This window comes from Streptomyces phaeolivaceus (assembly GCF_009184865.1).
Classification (GTDB): domain Bacteria; phylum Actinomycetota; class Actinomycetes; order Streptomycetales; family Streptomycetaceae; genus Streptomyces; species Streptomyces phaeolivaceus.
Genome location: NZ_CP045096.1, coordinates 3,559,439 through 3,580,554 on the forward strand (window position 1 = coordinate 3,559,439; position 21,116 = coordinate 3,580,554).

Annotated in this window: 20 protein-coding genes; 16 read left to right on the forward strand and 4 right to left on the reverse strand. The window is 69.9% G+C overall.

Going from position 1 to position 21,116, the window contains the following annotated elements:
• Positions 1 to 6: 6 nt before the first annotated feature.
• Positions 7 to 303: a GntR family transcriptional regulator gene (locus tag F9278_RS16680; protein ID WP_152169061.1), complete on the reverse strand. Its 297-nt coding sequence runs from the start codon at positions 301 to 303 to the stop codon at positions 7 to 9.
• A gap of 159 nt (positions 304 to 462) precedes the next feature.
• On the opposite strand from F9278_RS16680, the gene F9278_RS16685 reads away from it, so the two are divergent.
• The 4 genes from F9278_RS16685 (at position 463) to F9278_RS16700 (ending at position 2,021) form a co-directional block, all read left to right on the forward strand.
• Positions 463 to 759: a hypothetical protein gene (locus tag F9278_RS16685; protein WP_152169062.1), complete on the forward strand. Its 297-nt coding sequence runs from the start codon at positions 463 to 465 to the stop codon at positions 757 to 759.
• A 35-nt stretch (positions 760 to 794) separates the two neighbouring features.
• A complete protein-coding gene (locus F9278_RS16690) occupies positions 795 to 1,208 on the forward strand; it encodes a calponin homology domain-containing protein (RefSeq protein ID WP_226966773.1) in 414 nt (137 codons plus the stop codon).
• Positions 1,205 to 1,435, forward strand: coding sequence for a DUF7848 domain-containing protein (locus F9278_RS16695; protein ID WP_152169063.1), 231 nt, complete (start codon positions 1,205 to 1,207; stop codon positions 1,433 to 1,435). Before F9278_RS16690 ends, F9278_RS16695 begins: the two co-directional genes overlap by 4 nt.
• A gap of 142 nt (positions 1,436 to 1,577) precedes the next feature.
• On the forward strand, positions 1,578 to 2,021 hold the full coding sequence (locus F9278_RS16700; protein WP_152169064.1) for an NUDIX hydrolase: 444 nt from the start codon (positions 1,578 to 1,580) through the stop codon (positions 2,019 to 2,021).
• 69 nt (positions 2,022 to 2,090) lie between these two features.
• Here F9278_RS16700 and F9278_RS16705 read toward each other — a convergent pair whose 3' ends face one another.
• Positions 2,091 to 2,756: a TetR/AcrR family transcriptional regulator gene (locus F9278_RS16705; RefSeq protein WP_152169065.1), complete on the reverse strand. Its 666-nt coding sequence runs from the start codon at positions 2,754 to 2,756 to the stop codon at positions 2,091 to 2,093.
• Between the two features lie 86 nt (positions 2,757 to 2,842).
• Between F9278_RS16705 and F9278_RS16710 the strand changes: the two genes are divergently transcribed.
• The 10 genes from F9278_RS16710 (at position 2,843) to F9278_RS16755 (ending at position 16,162) form a co-directional block, all read left to right on the forward strand.
• Positions 2,843 to 4,459 (forward strand): carboxyl transferase domain-containing protein, encoded by a 1,617-nt coding sequence (locus F9278_RS16710; protein WP_152169066.1) that lies wholly within the window; start codon positions 2,843 to 2,845, stop codon positions 4,457 to 4,459.
• A 14-nt stretch (positions 4,460 to 4,473) separates the two neighbouring features.
• A complete protein-coding gene (locus F9278_RS16715; RefSeq protein ID WP_152169067.1) occupies positions 4,474 to 6,462 on the forward strand; it encodes an acetyl/propionyl/methylcrotonyl-CoA carboxylase subunit alpha in 1,989 nt (662 codons plus the stop codon).
• Complete coding sequence (locus F9278_RS16720; RefSeq protein ID WP_152169068.1) at positions 6,459 to 7,394, forward strand: hydroxymethylglutaryl-CoA lyase; 936 nt, start codon at positions 6,459 to 6,461, stop codon at positions 7,392 to 7,394. Before F9278_RS16715 ends, F9278_RS16720 begins: the two co-directional genes overlap by 4 nt.
• A gap of 2 nt (positions 7,395 to 7,396) precedes the next feature.
• The gene (locus F9278_RS16725; protein WP_152169069.1) at positions 7,397 to 8,557 is read left to right on the forward strand and encodes an acyl-CoA dehydrogenase family protein; all 1,161 of its coding nucleotides are present in this window, start codon (positions 7,397 to 7,399) and stop codon (positions 8,555 to 8,557) included.
• A 356-nt stretch (positions 8,558 to 8,913) separates the two neighbouring features.
• A complete protein-coding gene (locus tag F9278_RS16730) occupies positions 8,914 to 9,966 on the forward strand; it encodes an ABC transporter substrate-binding protein (protein WP_152169070.1) in 1,053 nt (350 codons plus the stop codon).
• 118 nt (positions 9,967 to 10,084) lie between these two features.
• Positions 10,085 to 10,942 (forward strand): siderophore-interacting protein, encoded by an 858-nt coding sequence (locus tag F9278_RS16735; RefSeq protein ID WP_152169071.1) that lies wholly within the window; start codon positions 10,085 to 10,087, stop codon positions 10,940 to 10,942.
• Positions 10,943 to 11,093: 151 nt separating this feature from the next.
• Positions 11,094 to 12,539, forward strand: a complete 1,446-nt coding sequence (desA, locus tag F9278_RS16740) for a lysine decarboxylase DesA (protein WP_152169072.1) — start codon at positions 11,094 to 11,096, stop codon at positions 12,537 to 12,539.
• A gap of 43 nt (positions 12,540 to 12,582) precedes the next feature.
• A complete protein-coding gene (locus tag F9278_RS16745; RefSeq protein ID WP_226966774.1) occupies positions 12,583 to 13,836 on the forward strand; it encodes a lysine N(6)-hydroxylase/L-ornithine N(5)-oxygenase family protein in 1,254 nt (417 codons plus the stop codon).
• Positions 13,833 to 14,393 carry a GNAT family N-acetyltransferase gene (locus tag F9278_RS16750; protein WP_152169073.1) on the forward strand — a complete coding sequence of 187 codons (561 nt, stop codon included), beginning with the start codon at positions 13,833 to 13,835 and terminating at the stop codon, positions 14,391 to 14,393. The genes F9278_RS16745 and F9278_RS16750 overlap by 4 nt, the downstream gene beginning before the upstream one ends.
• The gene (locus F9278_RS16755) at positions 14,390 to 16,162 is read left to right on the forward strand and encodes an IucA/IucC family protein (protein ID WP_152169074.1); all 1,773 of its coding nucleotides are present in this window, start codon (positions 14,390 to 14,392) and stop codon (positions 16,160 to 16,162) included. The genes F9278_RS16750 and F9278_RS16755 overlap by 4 nt, the downstream gene beginning before the upstream one ends.
• Before the next feature lie 205 nt (positions 16,163 to 16,367).
• On the opposite strand, the gene F9278_RS16760 is transcribed toward F9278_RS16755, so the two are convergent.
• The gene (locus F9278_RS16760) at positions 16,368 to 17,975 is read right to left on the reverse strand and encodes a beta-N-acetylhexosaminidase (protein ID WP_152169075.1); all 1,608 of its coding nucleotides are present in this window, start codon (positions 17,973 to 17,975) and stop codon (positions 16,368 to 16,370) included.
• A 103-nt stretch (positions 17,976 to 18,078) separates the two neighbouring features.
• Here F9278_RS16760 and F9278_RS16765 point away from each other — a divergent pair, with 103 nt between their 5' ends.
• The gene (locus F9278_RS16765) at positions 18,079 to 18,939 is read left to right on the forward strand and encodes a DUF4429 domain-containing protein (RefSeq protein ID WP_152169076.1); all 861 of its coding nucleotides are present in this window, start codon (positions 18,079 to 18,081) and stop codon (positions 18,937 to 18,939) included.
• 104 nt (positions 18,940 to 19,043) lie between these two features.
• On the opposite strand, the gene F9278_RS16770 is transcribed toward F9278_RS16765, so the two are convergent.
• On the reverse strand, positions 19,044 to 20,633 hold the full coding sequence (locus F9278_RS16770) for a purple acid phosphatase family protein (RefSeq protein WP_152169077.1): 1,590 nt from the start codon (positions 20,631 to 20,633) through the stop codon (positions 19,044 to 19,046).
• 186 nt (positions 20,634 to 20,819) lie between these two features.
• Here F9278_RS16770 and F9278_RS16775 point away from each other — a divergent pair, with 186 nt between their 5' ends.
• A complete protein-coding gene (locus F9278_RS16775; protein ID WP_152169078.1) occupies positions 20,820 to 21,077 on the forward strand; it encodes a hypothetical protein in 258 nt (85 codons plus the stop codon).
• Positions 21,078 to 21,116: the final 39 nt, after the last annotated feature.

Below are 21,116 nucleotides of genomic sequence, written 5' to 3' on the forward strand. Positions count from 1 at the left end.
CTGCCGTCAGTCCACGATCTCGCTCTCCTCCGAGACATCCAGGGGCGGTTGCTCCACCACGAACGACCCCTTGCCTCGGACGGTGACGATGAGTCCTCGCTCGCGGAGCTCCTGTGCCGTACGCCGCGCGGTGAGCCGTGCCACGCCGTACTCGTCGGCGAGGTGGTTCTCCGAAGGGATCGGCCTGTCCGGCGCAAGCTCTCCAGACCTGATCTTCCCGGCGATGACATCAGCCAGCTGGGCATAGAGCGGCCTGGCGCTCATCGGGTCCAGCGGCGACCTGTCTCCCTCTGTATCGCTCATATGTCCAACGTAAGCATGCGGACACAAACACGATCGAGTGGATACCTCTGCACTTGTATGCAGAGGGCTGTGTCTAAATATAGCGTCGAAGACGACAAGACCCCGGCGAGACGGTCCAGGTCTCCCGGGGCACGGCCGATCTGAATGGAGCAGACCGACATGCGGAAGTTTATCCGTCGCGCCACCCATGGGCTGAGCCTCCTGCTGGCCTCCGGCACCGGAAACCGCCGCGCCGGACGCGGTCCCGCGAACCGCCGGCACCCGGCTCAACCCACCGCCGTACCCGAACGTCTCCCCCTCCACCGCTCTCCCTACGGCCTCGGCGACCCCCTCGACGGCACCGCCAACCGTCTCGTCCGCCCCTACCTCGCAGCCCACGAGGACGAGGTCGCCCAGCAACGGCACCATTGCCTCGCCCACCACCTCATCGGCGCGCCAGGGGTGACTGTCCGATGAAGCCGACGAGGCCGACGAAGGTCAGGAAGCCGTCGATGCCGACGTCGACGAGGAGGGCGGCAGAGCCCCAGGGACCGACCGCACACGCCAGCACCCTCCGTCTCCTCCCGTGGCCCTCACCCGAAGGCAAGCCCTGCTATGTCGCGACGGACAGTGAAGGCGGATACCTGTCCCGCCTGGCGGACGAGATGGAGGCCGTACAACTGACCCTCGCCACAGATGTACTCGGCCACGCCCGCAAGGTGCTGGACACCCCGGCATCCCCCTCCACCGAGGTACGTTTCGTGGCCGTCCGGCTCGCCGAGTGCCTGAGCGACGCCCTGCGCGTGGCCGAATCGCGCGGCGGGCGCCTGGACACGCCGACAGCGGGACGCGGCAGGATCCACATGTACGCCAAGGAGGCCGAGGACGACGGCACCCACGACCTCGGGCCGGGAGTACCGGCATGAGCCCGCGCGCCGTGTACCGCTACGTCCCACACACCATCCGACACGACCCTGACTGCGGGGTTGTCTACGAGATCCACTGCACGGAGCCGGGCTGCGTCTCGGAGTCCGGACATCACGCCGCCCAGGAGGCAGCCCAGGATTGGGCCCTGCGCCACACCGGACGTACCGGCCACAACCACTTCCGTCGCATCGTGACCGACCATGCCCTGACCGTCGCCGAGCAGTGAGCCACCGGCCGCTGCTCCTGTTCGGCCGACATCTCCGCCGCCCACAGCAACAGCAACAGCAACAGCACCGGTGACTCCTGGCAGGCCCAAGACGTGCCGTTCGCAGCCTGGTTGTCCAAGGAGGCGGCTACGCTCCCGGGCCATGACGACAGCATCCGACCAGGGGGCACGATGCGACGCCTCCGTCATCGTGGCCCGGGACGCGGGTGGCGCGGTCGCCGTGCTGACCGCCGAATTCCCCCGGCACGGCGGCGAGTACGTGTTCCTGCCCGGGGGGCGCCGGGAGCCCGGCGAGACACCGGAAGAGTGCGCGCGGCGCGAACTGCGCGAGGAAGCCGGCGTCACCGCCCAGACCTGGCGGCCCCTCGGCTCGTACGCCATCACCCTGGACTCCACCGCCGCGGTCCATCTCTTCCTGGCCGAAGGTCTCATCTGCGGCCCACAGCAACTCACGCCCAGCGAAGCGGACTTCAAGCTGGCGTGGTGGCCGATGCCGGACGCGGTCCAGGCCGCCGCCGAGGGCCGCTTCCTGCTTCAGGGAGGCCCACTGGCACTACTGCCGGCACAGCGGACCACCCTGGCCTGACACAAGCCGATGCCTCATGCCGTCACACGATCGGCCGAGCCACGTTCCACGGCGTGGGGCAGGGAGCGGTCAGCCGGCGGAGGCCGCCGCCCCGAACGCCCCCCGCGCCATCCGATGCAGCAACTCCGCCGTGGCCGCCCGCCCCGGAAGGGGCCCCGGGCGGCCCAGGTGCGGGGTGGAGTTCAGGAGGCCGAAGACCGAGTGGACGGCGGAGCGGGCGGTGGGTTCGGTGAGGCCGGGGTGGACCTCGCGGAGTACGGACACCCACAGTTCGACGTACTGGCGCTGGAGCTGGCGCACCAGCTTGCGGTCGCTGTCGCGGAGGCGGTCCAGCTCGCGGTCGTGCAGGGTGATCAGGGGACGGTCGTCGAGGGCGAAGTCGATGTGCCCCTCGATGAGCGAGTCGAGAACCGCCTCGGCATCGCGCCCGGCGGACGCCCCACCGGCCCCATCCGAACGCTCGACCCCGCCCGCCCCACCCGGCCCCCCGGCCCCGTCCGCCTCCGCGAGCCGCCGCTTCGCGCCCGTCAGCAGTTGCTCGCTGATGCCGACCAGCAGCTCGGCGAGCATCGCTTCCTTGCCCGCGAAGTGCCGGTAGAGACCGGGGCCGCTGATCCCCACGGCGGCGCCTATCTCGTCGACACCGACCCCGTGGAAGCCGCGCTCGGCGAAGAGCCGCGCGGCCTCCCTGAGGATCTGCTCGCGGCGGGTGGGGGCGTCGGTTCTGGTGGCCATGCGAGCAATTCTAGACAGGGAGGTTAGCGGTCGTTAACCTGAAGGAAATGCGTTAACGCTCATTAACAAGGTGAGGGGTTCGCAGGATGCACGAGGCACCGGAGCTTCAGAGCCCGGCCGATCCCGCGTCGGAAGCCTGGCGGGCCAACGAGGAGGCCCATCGCGCGCTGGCCGACGAGCTGCGGGCCAAGCTGGCCGCGGCCCGGCTCGGCGGCGGTGAGAAGGCGCGCGCCCGGCACACCGCGCGCGGCAAGCTGCTGCCGAGGGACAGGGTCGACACCCTCCTCGACCCCGGGTCCCCCTTCCTGGAGCTGGCGCCGCTGGCCGCCGACGGGCTGTACGACGGGCAGGCACCGGCCGCCGGTGTGATCGCCGGGATCGGGCGGGTCGCCGGGCGCGAGTGCGTGGTCGTCGCCAACGACGCCACCGTCAAGGGCGGCACGTACTACCCGATGACGGTGAAGAAGCATCTGCGGGCGCAGGAGGTGGCCCTCGACAACCGCCTCCCCTGCCTCTACCTCGTCGACTCCGGCGGCGCCTTCCTGCCCATGCAGGACGAGGTGTTCCCCGACCGCGAGCACTTCGGCCGCATCTTCTACAACCAGGCCCGGATGTCGGGGGCCGGTATTCCGCAGATCGCCGCCGTGCTCGGGTCGTGCACGGCCGGGGGCGCGTACGTCCCCGCCATGAGCGACGAGGCCGTCATCGTCCGGGGCCAGGGGACGATCTTCCTCGGCGGCCCGCCGCTCGTGAAGGCCGCCACCGGTGAGGTCGTCACCGCCGAGGAGCTGGGCGGCGGCGAGGTCCACTCCCGGATCTCCGGTGTCACCGACCACCTCGCGGAGAGCGACGCGCACGCGCTGCGGATCGTGCGGACCATCGTCTCCACCCTGCCCGCCCGGGGTCCGCTGCCCTGGTCGGTCGAGCCGGTCGTCGAGCCCAAGGTGGACCCGTACACGCTGTACGGCGCCGTGCCGGTGGACTCCCGTACGCCGTACGACGTCCGCGAGGTCATCGCGCGCGTGGTCGACGGTTCGCGGTTCGCCGAGTTCAAGGCGGAGTTCGGGCAGACCCTGGTCACCGGCTTCGCCCGGATCCACGGGCACCCGGTCGGGATCGTCGCCAACAACGGCATCCTGTTCTCCGAATCGGCCCAGAAGGGCGCCCATTTCATCGAGCTGTGCGACCAGCGCGGCATCCCGCTGGTCTTCCTGCAGAACATCTCCGGCTTCATGGTCGGCCGGGACTACGAGGCGGGCGGCATCGCCAAGCACGGCGCCAAGATGGTGACGGCCGTGGCCTGCACCCGCGTCCCCAAGCTGACGGTCGTGGTCGGCGGCTCGTACGGCGCGGGCAACTACTCGATGTGCGGCCGGGCGTACTCCCCGCGCTTCCTGTGGATGTGGCCCAACGCCAAGATCTCGGTGATGGGCGGCGAGCAGGCCGCGTCCGTCCTCGCGACCGTGAAAAGGGACCAGTTGGAGGCGCGCGGCGAGGACTGGCCGACGGCGGACGAGGAGTCCTTCAAGGACCCGATCCGCGCGCAGTACGAGCGCCAGGGCAGCGCCTACTACGCGACCGCCCGGCTCTGGGACGACGGGGTCATCGACCCCCTCGACACCCGCCAGGTCCTGGGCCTCGCCCTGACCGCCTGCGCCAACGCGCCGCTGGGTGAACCCCAGTTCGGCGTCTTCCGGATGTGAGGGGACGGACGACGATGTTCGAGACAGTACTTGTGGCGAACCGCGGTGAGATCGCCGTCCGCGTCATCCGCACCCTCCGCGCGCTCGGCGTCCGCTCCGTCGCCGTCTTCTCCGACGCGGACGCCGACGCCCGGCACGTCCGGGAGGCCGACACGGCGGTACGGATCGGCCCGGCGCCGGCGGCGGAGAGCTATCTGTCGGTGGAGCGGCTGCTGGAGGCGGCGGCCCGCACCGGCGCCCAGGCCGTGCACCCGGGGTACGGCTTCCTCGCGGAGAACGCCTCCTTCGCGCGGGCGTGCGCCGACGCGGGCCTGGTCTTCATCGGCCCGCCCGCCGACGCGATCTCCTTGATGGGCGACAAGATCCGCGCCAAGGAGACGGTACGGGCGGCCGGTGTGCCGGTGGTGCCGGGTTCGACTGGCAGCGGGCTGAGCGACGACCGACTCGCCGACGCCGCCCGCGAGATCGGCATGCCGGTGCTGCTGAAGCCCAGCGCGGGCGGCGGCGGCAAGGGCATGCGGCTGGTGCGGGACGCGGCCGTGCTGGCCGACGAGATCGCCGCCGCCCGGCGCGAGGCCCGCGCCTCCTTCGGCGACGACACCCTCCTCGTGGAGCGGTGGATCGACCGGCCCCGGCACATCGAGATCCAGGTCCTGGCGGACAACCACGGGAACGTGATCCACCTCGGCGAGCGCGAGTGCTCCCTCCAGCGCCGCCACCAGAAGGTCATCGAGGAGGCGCCCAGCGTGCTGCTCGACGAGCGGACCCGGGCGGCGATGGGCGAGGCGGCCGTCCAGGCGGCCCGCTCCTGCGGCTACTCCGGCGCGGGCACGGTCGAGTTCATCGTCCCCGGCGGCACTGCGCCTGTCGGGGAGACACCCCCCGAACCCCCCGTGTCCGCGTACTACTTCATGGAGATGAACACCCGCCTCCAGGTCGAGCACCCGGTGACCGAGCTGGTCACGGGCGTGGACCTGGTGGAGTGGCAGCTCCGGGTCGCGGCGGGCGAGCGGCTGGGCCTCGGCCAGGAGGACGTGACGCTGACGGGGCACGCGGTGGAGGCCCGTATCTGCGCCGAGGACCCCGCGCGCGGGTTCCTCCCGTCGGGCGGCACGGTGCTCAGACTGCGCGAACCCCACGGCGACGGCGTCCGCACGGACTCCGGCCTCACCGAGGGCACGGAGGTCGGCTCGCTCTACGACCCGATGCTCTCCAAGGTCATCGCGTACGGCCCCGACCGCCCCACCGCCCTGCGCCGCCTCCGCGCGGCCCTCGCGGACACGGTCACCCTCGGCGTCCAGACGAACGCCGGCTTCCTGCGACGGCTGCTGGCCCACCCGGCGGTGGTGGCGGGCGACCTGGACACGGGGCTGGTGGAGCGCGAGGTGGACGGGCTGGTCCCGTCCGAGGCCCCGGAGGCGGTGTACGAGGCGGCGGCGGCCGTACGACTCCACGAGCTGACGCCTCGTGGGAACGGCTGGACCGACCCCTTCTCCGTACCGAACGGCTGGCGCCTGGGCGGTGCACCGGCCCCCTTGTCCTTCGACCTGCGTACGACGGGACGCGAACCCGTCACTCACCGCCCGCGCGGCACGCACACCGTCACCGCCGACCAGGTGTCCGTGGCCCTGGACGGCGTCCGCCACACCTTCCACCGCGCCGGCACCTGGCTGGGCCGGGACGGCGACGTGTGGAACCTCCTGGACCACGACCCCGTCGCCGCCGCGCTCACCGGTGCCGCGCGGGCGGGCGCGGACTCGCTGACCGCGCCGATGCCCGGCACGGTCACCGTGGTGAAGGTGGCCGTGGGGGACGAGGTGGCCGCCGGGCAGAGCCTGCTGGTGGTGGAGGCGATGAAGATGGAGCACGTCGTCGCCGCGCCGCACGCCGGGACGGTCACCGAACTGGACGTCACGCCGGGCACGACGGTCGCCATGGACCAGGTGCTGGCGGTGGTCGCGCCCCACACGGAGGCCGCGCCCCACGAGGAGGTGGCGCGATGACCCTGCCCATGACGTTCCCCGAACCCGGTCTGCCGGCCCGGGTCCGTATCCACGAGGTCGGGGCCCGGGACGGCCTGCAGAACGAGAAGGCGACCGTCCCGACGGAAGTGAAGGCGGAGTTCGTCCACCGCCTGGCCGACGCGGGCCTCACCACCATCGAGGCCACCAGCTTCGTCCACCCCAAGTGGGTCCCCCAACTCGCGGACGCGGAAGCCCTGTTCCCGCGCGTCGCCGAACTGCGGTCGGCCGGCTCACCGGTGGCCCTCCCCGTCCTCGTCCCCAACGAACGCGGCCTCGACCGCGCCCTCGCGCTCGGCGCCCGCCGCGTCGCCGTCTTCGCCAGCGCCACCGAGTCCTTCGCCAAGGCCAACCTCAACCGCACGGTCGACGAGGCACTGGCGATGTTCGACCCGGTCGTCGGCCGGGCGAAGGCGGAGGGCGTGCACGTCCGCGGCTATCTGTCGATGTGCTTCGGCGACCCCTGGGAGGGCCCGGTCCCGATCCCCCAGGTCACCAAGGTCTGCCGCGCGCTGCTCGACATGGGCTGCGACGAACTCAGCCTCGGCGACACGATCGGGGTGGCGACCCCGGGCCATGTGGGGGCGCTGCTGACCGCGCTGGACGCCCCCGTGGAGAAGCTCGGCGTGCACTTCCACGACACCTACGGCCAGGCCCTCGCCAACACCCTCGCGGCGCTGCGGCACGGCGTCACCACGGTCGACGCGTCCGCCGGCGGCCTCGGCGGCTGCCCGTACGCGAAGTCCGCCACCGGAAACCTCGCCACCGAAGACCTCGTGTGGATGCTGCGCGGACTCGGCATCGACACGGGCGTCGACCTCGGCCGCCTCGTCGCCACCAGCGCGTGGATGGCCGCGCATCTGGGCCGACCCAGCCCGTCCCGCACCGTACGAGCCCTCTCCCACCAGGAGTGACCATGGACCACCGACTCTCTCCCGAGCTGGAAGAACTCCGCCGCACGGTCGAGGAGTTCGCGCACGACGTCGTCGCACCGAAGATCGGCGACTTCTACGAGCGGCACGAGTTCCCGTACGAGATCGTGCGCGAGATGGGCCGCATGGGGCTGTTCGGGCTGCCGTTCCCCGAGGAGCACGGCGGCATGGGCGGCGACTATCTGGCGCTGGGCATCGCGCTGGAGGAGCTGGCCCGGGTCGACTCGTCCGTGGCGATCACCCTGGAGGCCGGGGTCTCGCTCGGCGCGATGCCGATCCATCTCTTCGGCACCCCGGCCCAGAAGGCCGAGTGGCTGCCGCGGCTCTGCTCCGGCGAGGCGCTGGGCGCGTTCGGTCTGACCGAGCCCGACGGCGGCTCGGACGCGGGCGCGACCCGTACGACGGCCCGGCTGGACGAGTCGAGAGACGAGTGGGTCATCAACGGCAGCAAGTGCTTCATCACCAACTCGGGCACGGACATCACGGCCCTGGTGACGGTCACCGCGGTCACCGGCCGCACCCCGGACGGCAAGCCCCTGATCTCCTCGATCATCGTCCCGTCCGGCACCCCGGGCTTCACGGTCGCCGCCCCCTACTCCAAGGTCGGCTGGAACGCCTCCGACACCCGGGAGCTGTCCTTCGCGGACGTCCGGGTCCCGGCGGAGAACCTCCTCGGTGAACTCGGGCGCGGCTACGCCCAGTTCCTGCGCATCCTCGACGAGGGCCGGATCGCGATCTCGGCGCTGGCCACGGGTCTCGCCCAGGGCTGTGTGGACGAGTCGCTGAGGTACGCGAAGGAGCGGCACGCCTTCGGCCGGCCGATCGGCGCCAACCAGGCCATCCAGTTCAAGCTGGCCGACATGGAGATGAAGGCCCACACGGCCCGCCTCGCCTGGCGCGACGCCGCCTCCCGTCTGGTCTCCGGGGAACCCTTCAAGAAGGAGGCGGCCCTGGCGAAGCTCTACTCCTCCACCATCGCCGTCGACAACGCCCGCGACGCCACCCAGATCCACGGCGGCTACGGCTTCATGAACGAGTACCCGGTGGCCCGTATGTGGCGCGATTCCAAGATCCTGGAGATCGGCGAGGGCACCAGCGAGGTGCAACGGATGCTGATCGCACGGGAGTTGGGGCTCGTCGGCTGACCGACAGGATATGTTCGAAAGAACGGCCGGAATCAGCCAGGACGGCACGGCTCCGGCACCCTCTCACCCGGCTCGCCACCCGCGAGCCGGGTTCCTTTTCGCCCCTTTTACGGAGCCACTTCAACCTGCCCACGTTCCCTGCACATCAGGGTCACACCCCGCAGGTTTACGCTTCAACTCACCCCAGCAAACCTCACGAACCTTCGATTCACAGGGAATTTAAAGACTGGGGCAGGATCGGACCTGGGCATTCCACTACCCGGAACCACCCTCTGGACATGCGGTGAGGTTAGGCTAACCTACCTTCGAACTCACCCTTGGGTGGAACTCCTCCCCGTTCGAAAGTAGCCATACACATGTCCAACGCCAGAGCCGCTCACCTCACCCGCCGCGGCATCCTCGCCGCCGGTGGCGCACTCGGTCTCGGTGCCGTGCTCGCCGCCTGTGGAGACGAGGACTCGACGGGCGGCAGCGCTGGCTCCGACAAGGAGACGGCTGCCGCCAAGTCCGGCCCCTGGTCGTTCAAGGACGACCGCGGCGTGACCGCCAAGACCGACGAGGTCCCGGCGAACATCGTCGCCTTCGTGGGTGTCGCCGCCGCGCTCTTCGACTACGGCATCGATGTCAAGGGCGTCTTCGGCCCGACCAGGACTACGGACGGCAAGGCCGATGTCCAGGCCGGCGACCTCGACATCAGCAAGGTCACCATCCTCGGCAACGTCTGGGACGAGTTCAGCGTCGAGAAGTACGCCGCCCTCGCCCCCGACGTCCTCATCACCACCCTGTTCGACGACGCCGGCACCCTCTGGTACGTGCCCGAGACCTCCAAGGACAAGATCGCCAAGCTCGCCCCGAGCGTCGGTATCTCCGTGTACGACCGTCAGATGACCGAGCCGCTGCAGCGCATGCTGGAGCTGGCCAAGTCGCTGGGCGCGGACACGGGGTCCGAGAAGACCACCGCGGCGAAGAAGCGGTTCGAGGACGCGGCGGCCCGGCTGCGCGCGGCGACCAAGGCCAAGCCCGACATCAAGGTGCTCGCGGGCTCCGCCAGCCAGGACATCTTCTACGTCTCCGGTTCGAACCTCTCCATCGACCTGGAGTACTACAAGGCCCTCGGCGTGAACTTCGTCGAGCCGAGCGCGGCGGCGCTGAAGGCCGGCGGGGGTTGGTTCGAGAACCTCAGCTGGGAGAACGTCGACAAGTACGACGCGGACGTCATCCTCATGGACAACCGCACGTCGGCGATCCAGCCGGACGCGATCGAAGAGGCGACGTGGAAGAAGCTGCCGGCCGTGAAGGCCGGGCAGGTCATCGGGCGCAACCCCGAGCCGATCCTCTCCTACGACAAGTGCGCGCCGCTTCTTGAGGAGCTGGCCGAGGCGATCGAGAACGCGAAGAAGGTCAGTTAGGGCCGAGGCCGTGGGTGAGCTGCGGGTGCGTCGTGGTTGCTCGCGCAGTTCCCCCCCCACCGGACCCGCACCCGCACACGAACCCGCACACGCTCCCGCCCCCTATCCAGGAGCCCCCATGACGACGGCCGTAGCCGCCCCCTTCCGTTTCTTCTCTCCTCAGGTCGTACGGACGGAGCGGCTCGGGCCGTCTCTCGTGCGTGTCTCGTTCGCGGGGGACGACCTGCGGTTCTTCCACTCCGACGGCAGGGACCAGTCGCTGTCGTTGTTCCTGCCGCACCCCGGGCAGGAAGTCCCGGCCGTGCCCTACGAGTTGGGGGACAGCTGGTGGCAGGCGTGGCGCGAACTGCCGGACGACGTACGGGCGGTGATGCGCTCGTACACCCTGCGGGGACTGCGGGCCGACGCGCACGGCGAGACCGTCGGGATCGACATCGACTTCGTGCTGCACGGGGTCGAGCCGGGGGCCGTCGTGCCCGCCGGGCCCGCCTCCCGGTGGGCGTCGACGGCGAAGACCGGGGACCGGGTCGTGCTGCTCGGGCCCGCGATCGCCGACAACCGCGCGATCCGTTTCCGTCCGCCGGCCGACACCGATCTGGTGCTGATCTGGGGTGACGACACCGCGCTGCCCGCCGCCTCCGCGATCCTGGAGTCGCTGCCGGCCGGCACCCCGGCCCGCGTCTGGCTGGAGGTCCACCACCCGGGGGACATCCAGGACCTGGCCACCGAGGCCGACGCCGAGATCACCTGGCTGGTGCGGGCCGAGGGGGCGCCCACCGCCCTCGACACCGTCCGCGCCGCCCGACTGCCCTCCAGTGAGCTGCCGTACGCCTGGATCGCCGGTGAGTCCGGCCGGGTGAAGGAGCTGCGCCGTCATCTCGTGCGGGAGCGCGGGATCGACAAGCGGCGCGTCACCTTCGTCGGGTACTGGCGTGAGGGCCTGACGGAGGAGCAGCTGCGGGAGCGCGGCGAGTAGAACCCCCGGTTGCCGAAGTGACCACAGTCACGGCCGCGCCCGGCTTCCCCTCAAGTTAGTTAGGTTAGGCTTACCTAAGTTGGACGAGGTGATGTCGCCCCCCACTCACCTCTCCGTCCCACCCGGACCGCCCCGCTCGGAGGACTCCCCCATGCGCTCGCACCTGCTCAATGACACGACCGCGGAGCGGTACCGCCGCACCGTGACCGAAGGCGTGGAGCGGGTGGCGGCCAAACTCGCCACCACAGACCGACCGTTCACCGGTGTCACCGTGGACGCCCTCTCCCCCCACATCGAGAAGATCGACCTCGACCAGCCGCTGCACGACACGGCCGCCGTCCTCGACGAGCTGGAGGACGTGTACCTGCGCGACGCGATCTACTTCCACCACCCGCGCTATCTCGCCCACCTCAACTGCCCGGTCGTCATCCCGGCCGTGCTCGGCGAGGCCGTGCTCTCCGCCGTCAACTCCTCCCTGGACACCTGGGACCAGTCGGCCGGCGGCACCCTGATCGAGCGCAAACTGATCGACTGGACCAACGAGCGCATCGGCTTCGGGCCCGCCGCCGACGGGGTGTTCACCTCCGGCGGCTCGCAGTCCAACCTTCAGGCGCTGCTCCTCGCCCGCGAGGAGGCCAAGACCGACGACACCGCCAAACTGCGGATCTTCGCCTCCGAGGTCAGCCACTTCAGCGTGAAGAAGTCGGCGAAACTGCTGGGCCTCGGCCGGGATGCCGTCGTCACCATCCCGGTGGACGCCGACAAGCGCATGCAGACGATGGCGCTCGCCCGTGAGCTGGAGCGCTGCAGGCACGACGGTCTCGTCCCCATGGCCGTCGTCGCCACCTCCGGCACCACCGACTTCGGCTCCATAGACCCGCTGCCCGAGATAGCCGAGCTGTGCGCCCAGTACGACACCTGGATGCACGTCGACGCGGCCTACGGCTGCGGTCTGCTCGTCTCCCTCAAGCGCCGCGCCCTGCTGAACGGCATCGAGCGCGCCGACTCGGTCACCGTGGACTACCACAAGTCCTTCTTCCAGCCGGTGAGTTCGTCCGCCGTACTGGTCCGCGACAAGGCCACCCTGCGCCACGCGACCTACCACGCGGAGTACCTGAACCCGCGCCGGATGGTCACCGAGCGCATCCCCAACCAGGTCGACAAGTCCCTCCAGACCACCCGCCGCTTCGACGCCCTCAAGCTGTGGATGACGCTGCGCACGATGGGCGCCGACGGCATCGGACAGCTCTTCGACGAGGTCTGCGACCTGGCGGAGGAGGGCTGGCGGCTGCTCGCCGCCGACCCGCGCTACGACGTGGTCGTGGAGCCCCGGCTGTCCACGCTGGTCTACCGCTACATCCCCGAGGCCGTCACCGACCCGGCCGAGATCGACCGCGCCAACCTGTACGCCCGCAAGGCCCTGTTCGCCTCCGGCGACGCCGTGGTCGCGGGCACCAAGGTCGGCGGTCGCCACTATCTCAAGTTCACCCTGCTCAACCCCGAGACCACGGCCGAGGACATCACCGCCGTACTCGATCTGATCGCCGGCCACGCCGAGCAGTACCTGGGAGAATCCCTTGACCGCGTCGCTTCCTGAACCCGCTGGAACCGCTGGAACCGCGGAGTCCGCGGAGTCCGCCGTGAAGACCCACGACTTCATCGGCATCGGGCTGGGACCCTTCAACCTCGGCCTCGCCTGCCTCACCGAGCCCATCGCCGAACTCGACGGGATCTTCCTGGACTCGAAGCCGAACTTCGAGTGGCACTCGGGGATGTTCCTCGACGGCGCCCACCTCCAGACCCCGTTCATGTCGGACCTGGTCACCCTCGCCGACCCGACCTCCCCGTACTCCTTCCTGAACTACCTGAAGGACTCCGGCCGTCTCTACTCGTTCTACATCCGCGAGAACTTCTACCCGCTGCGGGTCGAGTACGACGACTACTGCCGCTGGGCCGCGAACCGGCTGAGCAACGTCCGCTTCAGCACGACGGTGACGGAGGTGACGTACGAGAACGACCTCTACGCCGTGCGGACCGCCGACGGTGACGTCCTGCGCGCCCCGCGCCTCGTCCTCGGCACCGGCACGCCCCCGTACATCCCGGAGGCGGTGGAGGGCCTGGGCGGCGACTGGATCCACAACTCCCGCTACATGCGGCACAAGCGGGAGCTGCAGCGGAAGAAGTCGATCACCCTGGTCGGCTCCGGGCAGTCGGCCGCCGAGATCTACCACGACCTCCTCGGCGAGATCGACGTCCACGGCTACCAGCTGAACTGGGTGACGCGCTCCCCGCGCTTCTTCCCCCTCGAATACACCAAACTCACGCTGGAGATGACCTCCCCGGAGTACATCGACTACTTCCGTGAGCTGCCGGAGCCCACCCGCTACCGGCTGACCCAGGAGCAGAAGGGCCTCTTCAAGGGCATCGACGGGGACCTCATCAACGAGATCTTCGACCTGCTCTACCAGAAGAGCCTGGGCGGCCCGCTCCCCACCCGGCTGCTCACCAACTCCGCGCTGAACAGCGCGCGTCACGAGAACGGCACCTACACGCTCGGTCTGCGCCAGGAGGAGCAGGGCAAGGACTTCGAGATCGACTCTGAGGGTCTCGTCCTCGCCACGGGCTACAAGTACGCCGAGCCGGAGTTCCTCAAGCCCGTCCGCGACCGGCTGGTCTACGACGCGCGGGGCAACTTCGACGTGGCCCGCAACTACGCCATCGACACCACCGGCCGGGGCGTCTTCCTGCAGAACGCCGGCGTCCACACCCACAGCATCACCTCGCCCGACCTGGGCATGGGCCCGTACCGGAACGCGTACATCATCCGCGAGCTGCTCGGCACCGAGTACTACCCGGTGGAGAAGTCCATCGCGTTCCAGGAGTTCGCGGTATGAGCGGCACGGACAGCGCACACGCCTCGGACTTCACCTTCCGGCCGCTCGACCCACTGAAGGACTCCGAGCTGCTGCACCGCTGGGTGACGCACCCCAAAGCGGCGTACTGGATGATGCGGGACGCCAGACTGGAGGACGTCGAGCGGGCGTACATGGAGGTCGCGGCCGACCCGCACCAGGAGGCCCTGCTGGGGCTGCTGGACGGGGAGCCCGTCTTCCTGATGGAGCGGTACGACCCCGTCCACCGGGAACTCGTCGGCCTGTACGAGCCCGAGCCGGGCGACGTCGGCATGCACTTCCTGGTGCCGCCGACCGACACCCCGGTGCACGGCTTCACCCGGGCCGTGATCACCGCCGTGATGGCGCGCCTCTTCGAGGACCCGGCCACCCACCGGGTCGTCGTCGAGCCGGACGTGTCCAACAAGGCCGTCCACGCCCTCAACGAAGTCGTCGGTTTCGTCCCCCACGGCGAGATCGACAAGCCGGAGAAGCGCGCACTGCTGAGCTTCTGCACACGAGAGCAGTTCCACGAGGCTGCCCGAGGAGTAGTCGTATGACCCTGTCCGATGCCGTGGCGCATCTGTCCCCCCACCGCTGGGCCCGGGCCAACCGCCTGCTCATCCGCAAAGCCCTCGCCGAGTTCGCGCACGAGCGGCTGATCACGCCGGAGGCCACGGCCGACGGCGGCTTCGAGGTCCGCAGCGACGACGGTCAGACCCGCTACGGGTTCACCGCCGTCCGGCGTGCCCTCGACCACTGGCAGGTCGACGCCGACTCGATCTCCCGTCGACGAGACGGCGTCGACCTCCCTCTGGCCGCCCTGGACTTCTTCATCGAGCTGAAGCAGTCCCTCGGCCTGAGCGACGAGATCCTCCCGGTCTACCTGGAGGAGATCTCCTCCACTCTCTCCGGCACCTGCTACAAACTCACCAAGCCGCAGACCCCGGTCGCCGAACTCGCGGGCGGCGGCTTCCAGGCCATCGAGACCGGGATGACCGAGGGCCACCCCTGCTTCGTCGCCAACAACGGCCGCCTCGGCTTCGGTGTCCACGAGTACCTCGCGTACGCCCCCGAGACGGCGAGCCCGGTCCGCCTGGTCTGGCTGGCCGCGCACCGCTCCCGGGCGGCGTTCACGGCGGGCGTCGGCATCGAGTACGAGTCCTTCCTGCGGGACGAGCTGGGCAAGGAGACGGTCGACCGCTTCAACTCCGTCCTCGCGGACCAGGAGTTGGACCCCGCCGACTATCTCTTCATCCCGGTCCACCCCTGGCAGTGGTGGAACAAGCTCACCGTCACCTTCGCCGCCGAGGTCGCCCAGCGGAACCTGGTGTGCCTGGGCGAGGGCGACGACGAGTACGTGGCCCAGCAGTCGATCCGGACGTTCTTCAACGGCTCCGCCCCCGAGAAGCACTACGTCAAAACAGCGCTGTCCGTCCTCAACATGGGCTTCATGCGCGGTCTCTCGGCGGCGTACATGGAGGCGACCCCGGCGATCAACGACTGGCTGGCCGGTCTCATCGACAGCGACCCGGTCCTGAAGTCCACCGGCCTGTCGATCATCCGCGAGCGGGCGGCCGTCGGCTACCGGCACCTGGAGTACGAGGCCGCCACCGACAAGTTCTCCGCGTACCGCAAGATGCTGGCCGCGCTGTGGCGGGAGAGCCCGGTCGCCTCGCTCCAGGAGGGCGAGTCCCTGGCGACGATGGCCTCCCTGGTCCATGTCGACCACGAGGGCAAGGGCTTCGCGGCGGCCCTGATCGCCCGCTCGGGCCTGACCCCGACGGAGTGGCTGCGCCGCTACCTGAGGGCGTACCTCACCCCGCTCCTGCACAGCTTCTACGCCTACGACCTGGTCTTCATGCCGCACGGCGAGAACGTCATCCTCGTCCTCAAGGACGGTGTCGTCGAGCGGGCGATCTACAAGGACATCGCCGAGGAGATCGCCGTCATGGACCCGCAGGCGGTGCTTCCGCCGACGGTCGAACGCCTGCGCGTCGAGGTCCCCGAGGACAAGAAACTCCTCTCCCTCTTCACCGACGTCTTCGACTGCTTCTTCCGCTTCCTCGCCTCGAACCTCGCGGAGGAAGGGGTGCTGGACGAGGAGGAGTTCTGGCGCACGGTCGCCGAGACCGTCCGTGACTACCAGCACGCGACGCCCGAACTGGCCGACAAATTCGCCCAGTACGACATGTTCGCCCCCGAGTTCTCCCTCTCCTGCCTCAACCGCCTCCAGCTGCGCGACAACAAGCAGATGGTCGACCTCGCGGACCCGGCGGGCGCGCTCCAACTCATCGGCACGCTCAAGAACCCCATCGCGGGCCTGTAGGCCCCCACGAACTGGCGGGCACCTCGGAGTACGGTCCTCCGAGGTGCCCGTCGCGTTTCGCTGTTTGGCCGCGGGTGAGTGGGGGCTTCTCGTGCGGTTCCCCGCGCCCCTCAAGAAGCAGGGGCCGTTGGTTTGAGGGGCGCGGGGAACCGCGCGACCAGCCCCCACCGGACCCGCACCCGCCACCGAACCGCACCCCCACCCCCTACCGCGCCACAGCCCACGGCACCCCCGGCGCCCGAAAGTACCCGATCCCCAGCGCCTCCCACCGCTCAGCCTGCGCGGCCAGCCGCTCCCGATACCCGTCCCACCCATGCGTGGACACCGGCGACCACCCCAACTCCGCGACCCCCGGCAGCCGTGGGAACACCATGTACTCGACATCCGCCGAGGAATCGATCGTCTCCGTCCACAACGGCGCCTCGACCCCCCGCACGGCGGAATCCGGCACCCCCTCCAGGTACTCCCCCGGATCCCAGTCGTACGCCCGCCGCACATCCACGTACCCGGCCCAGTCGAGCCCCAGCGGCGTGTCCTTGTCGTACTTCATGTCGAGATAGATCCGGTCGGCCGGCGACAGGACCACCCCCGTCCCGTTCCGCGCGGCGGCGGCCACCCGCTCCCTCTCCTCCGCGTCCGTGCTGTCCAGCCCCCAGTACTGCGCGAGAGCGCCCCGCGCCGGAGTCGCCCCGGTCAGCTGATGCCAGCCGACCACGGTCTTCCCGTACCGCTCGACGATCGGCTGCACCCGGTCCATGAACTTCACATAGTCCTCGTGGCTGGTGGAGTGCGCCTCGTCCCCGCCGATGTGCAGATACCGCCCCGGCGTGAGCGCGGCCAGCTCCCGTACGACGTCGTCCACGAAGTCGTACGTCACGTCCTTGTCGACGCACAGGGAGCTGAACCCGACCTCGGTCCCGGTGTACAGCGGCGGCGCGACCCCGTCGCAGTTCAGTTCGGCGTACGAGGCGAGCGCCGCGTTGGTGTGGCCGGGCATGTCGATCTCGGGGACGACCTCCAGATGGCGGGAGGCCGCGTACCGGACGATCTCCTGGTAGTCGGCCTTGGTGTAGAAGCCGCCGGGGCCGCCGCCGACCTGGGTGGAGCCGCCGTACGGGGCGAGCCGCGGCCAGGAGTCGACGGCGATGCGCCAGCCCTGGTCGTCGGAGAGGTGCAGATGCAGCTTGTTGAACTTGTACAGCGCCAACTGGTCGATATAGCGCTCGACCTGGTCCACGGTGAAGAAGTGCCGGGAGACGTCCAGCATCGCGCCGCGCCAGCCGTAGCGCGGGGTGTCCTCGATGGTGCCGCCCGCGATCAGCCAGGGGCCCGGCTGCGGGGAGTCCTTCTCGACGGCGGCGGGCAGGAGTTGGCGGAGCGTCTGGACGGCGTGGAAGAGTCCGGAGGGCGCGCGTGCGGTGAGGGTGACACCGGAGCGTCCGCTCTCCAGCCGGTAGCCCTCCTGGCCGAGATCCGTCTCGCTCGGCGCCAACCGCAGGCGGATTCCGGCCTCCTGACGCTCGGTCAGCGGCAGCCGGTACCCGGTCGAGGGCCGCAGGATCCCGGCGAGGTACTCCCCCGCCCGGCGCGCTTCGGACCCACCGGACACGACGATGCGCGCATCGCTGCTCAGCCGGTACGGCGATCCGTCGGCCCGCACCGAGGCGGGGGCCGGGATCACCTGCCCGAGCGGGATCGCGGCGGTGCCGGAGTCAGGGTTCTGGGACACGGGTGCGGCTCCCACGGTGAAGATCCCGGTCGCCACGAGCAGCAACGAACCGAGAAGGCGGGTCGATCTGTGGCGCGGTCTCACAAGGTGCTCCCTTCCACAACCGAACTGACGACTCCACCATCCCCTCTGGGACGCCTCCAGGTCTAGACCATCTCTCCCCTCGGGCGATGGAAGAATCCCCTTCATGGCGGAAATCCTCCAACGGGACGGCACGTGGACCTTCGACGGCGACACCCTGCGGCTGACCCCGGGCCGCGACAAGAGCGTCAGCCTGCTCCGCAAGACCCTCGGTGAACTCTCCGTCCCACTGGGCGCGTTGGCGGGCGTCTCGTTCGAGCAGGGCAAGAAGTCGGGGCGGCTGCGGCTACGGCTGCGCGACGGCTCCGACCCGCTCCTGCAGGCGACCGGCGGCCGGCTAGCCGACGCCAACGACCCGTACCAGCTGAGCGTCGACTCCGACCGGTACGGCGTCGCCGAGTACGTCGTGGACGAGATCCGCAACGCGCTGCTCCTGGACGAGGTGCCGGCCGACGCGGTGGACGCCTACCTCCTCGCCGGCCCCGCCGTCCCGCTCTCCGTCTCCGCCGGGGACGGCACCGCGAGCTTCGACGGCGACCACGTACGCCTGGAGTGGAACTGGAAGACGGAGGACGCCAAGGCCGCCGCCGGGGCGCGGACGCTGTCGCTGGCGGACATAGCGGGCGTGGAGTGGCAGCCCTCGGTCGGCCTGGAGAACGGCTACCTCCGCTTCACCGTGCGGAACGCGCCGACCAAGGCGCCGCCCAAGTACGACCCCAACTCCGTGGAGTTGTGGGGCTTCAAGAAGGACCCGCTGATGGCCCTGGTCGCGGCGGCCGTACAGGCCCGGCTCCCGCATCCGGCGACCCCGGCGCCGAAGGAACTCGCTCCGCCCCGGCCCGCCGCCGGGGAGGACCACGACGCCCTGCTGCGCCGACTGCGGGAACTGGGCGACCTCCACCGGTCCGGGGTGCTCACGGACGAGGAGTTCACGATGGCCAAACAGGCGGTCCTCAGGCGCCTGTGACGCGTGGGCGTGGTGGCGGACGATTCGATGTCCACGGGGCGCGCGAGGACCGCCTGTCCGGTGCGGCGGCGCGCCCCGCCCTCCGGGCGCGCCGACCGCCCGCCCTACTTCGCCCGGCGCGCGACCGTGAAGTGGTCGACCTGCGCGCCCGTCTCGGCGATGCCCCGCACGGTGAGCGTCGTGTACTGCCCCTTCGCGGCGGGCTTCACGTCCACCCGCAGGAAGGAGTAGTCGAGGTACCGCACCCGCGACCAGGTGACGGTCTCGTTCTGCTTGCCGTCCTTGGTGTTGATGTACGAGGAGACCGACTCGACCTCGTTCTCGTGGCCCTCGTACGACAGCGGGGCGGTGAAGGAGTAGAGGCTGCGGCCCGCCGCGCCCGCCGTCACGTACACCACGCCCTCGGTCTCCGGGTACGCCGTGCCGCCGATCGGGAGCTTCTTCCTCACCGCGCCGCCCTTGATGACGTCGGTGCGCTCGTACTGGTGGTTGTGGCCGTTGATGACCAGGTCCACCGAGTACTTCTCGAACAGCGGCACCCACTCCTGGCGCACGCCGCCTTCCGAGGCGTGCGCGGTGGAGGTGCAGTAGGCGCAGTGGTGGAAGAAGACCACGACGAAGTCGACGTCCTTGGCGGCGCGGAACTTCTTCAGCCGCGCCTCCAGCCACTTGGTCTGGGTGCCGCCGGAGATGCCGAGGTTGGCCGGGATCTCGAAGGAGATGTCGTTGGCGTCGAGCGAGATGACGGCCGTGTTGCCGTAGACGAAGGAGTAGACGCCCGGCAGGTTCTTCTTGTCGGGGCCGTTGTCGGGGAGGCTCCAGCGGGCCTCCTCGCCACCGTAGCCATTGGGCGAGTACCAGGCCTCCATGTCGTGGTTGCCGTAGGCGGGCATCCACGGCACGGACTTGGCGACGGACTCGGTCTGGGCCAGGAACTGGTCCCACACCCGGGAGTCGAAGCCCGTGTCGGCGGTCTTGCCGGCGCCCGCCGGGTCGGCGTAGGCGATGTCACCGGCGTGCAGGTGGAAGGCCGGGTTCTGGCCGAGCAGCAGACTGTTGTTGGCGAGGCCGTGGTAGCCGACGCCCTCGTCACCGAACGCCGTGAAGGTGAACGGCTCCTTGTGGGCGGGGGCGGTGGTGAAGGTGCCGAGGGTGCTCGCGAACTGCGGCGAGGCCGGGTCGAAGCCCTCGTGGCCGGCGCCGTAGAAGTAGGTCCTGCCGGGCTTGAGGTGGGTGAGCTTGGCGTGCGCGTAGTACTGCGTGTGATCGCCGCTGGCGCCGACGCCGGCCGGGGTGTAGAGGGTGCGGACCTCGGCGTCGATCTTGACCGAGAGATGCGAGGCGTGGGTGCCGATCCGGACGAACGGTTTCCTGACCGCGACCGGGACCTGCCACGAGATGGTCACCTCGGTGCGCGGGTCGTTGCCGAAGGCGAGGTGACGGCCGAAGGGGGCGACCAGGGAGCCGTCGACACGCTCGGCGCTCGTACGGGCCTGGGTGGGGACGGAGGAGGAGCGGAGGGCGGCCGGGGTCGCCGCCTGGGCGGCAGTGGCCGGGACGAACGCGCCACCCGCGACGGCGCCGAGCGTGACCGCGCCGCCTCTGATCATCGAGCGGCGGGAGAACTTGGAGCGCAGGTACTCGTGCTGCTCGGCCATGCTCATGCGCTCGGCCAGCTGCTCGGGTACGCCCATGCGAGGAATGTCCATAGCGTCCGAAAGTCGTCGCCTCAGGCGACGGGATACGGGCCGCCGTATGGACAGCGCACGAACAGCCACTCATAACACATTCAACGTTCCCCCAAGGGTCAGTAACAGCACCCTGCCCGATATCGGGCAGATTTCTTGCGTAACCCTCTTCCGTCCCCCAGGATCTACCGAGTGCACGACGAACTTGTTGATCATTTGACGCGGTCCTCGCCCCTCAGCCGGGGCGAGGCGCTGCGTGTGATCCAGGACGTGCTCGCCTACTTCGACGAGACGACCGAGACATACGTCCGTCGCCGCCACCGCGAACTCCAGGCCCAGGGCCTGGTGAACGCGGCGATCTTCGAGCAGATCGAGGCGGACCTGAAATACCGCGCGGTCGCACCACCGGAGCTGACACTCAGACAACTGCGCCGCATCGTCTACGGCTGAACGACCACGACTGATCATCCACAACTAGGGGATACGTAT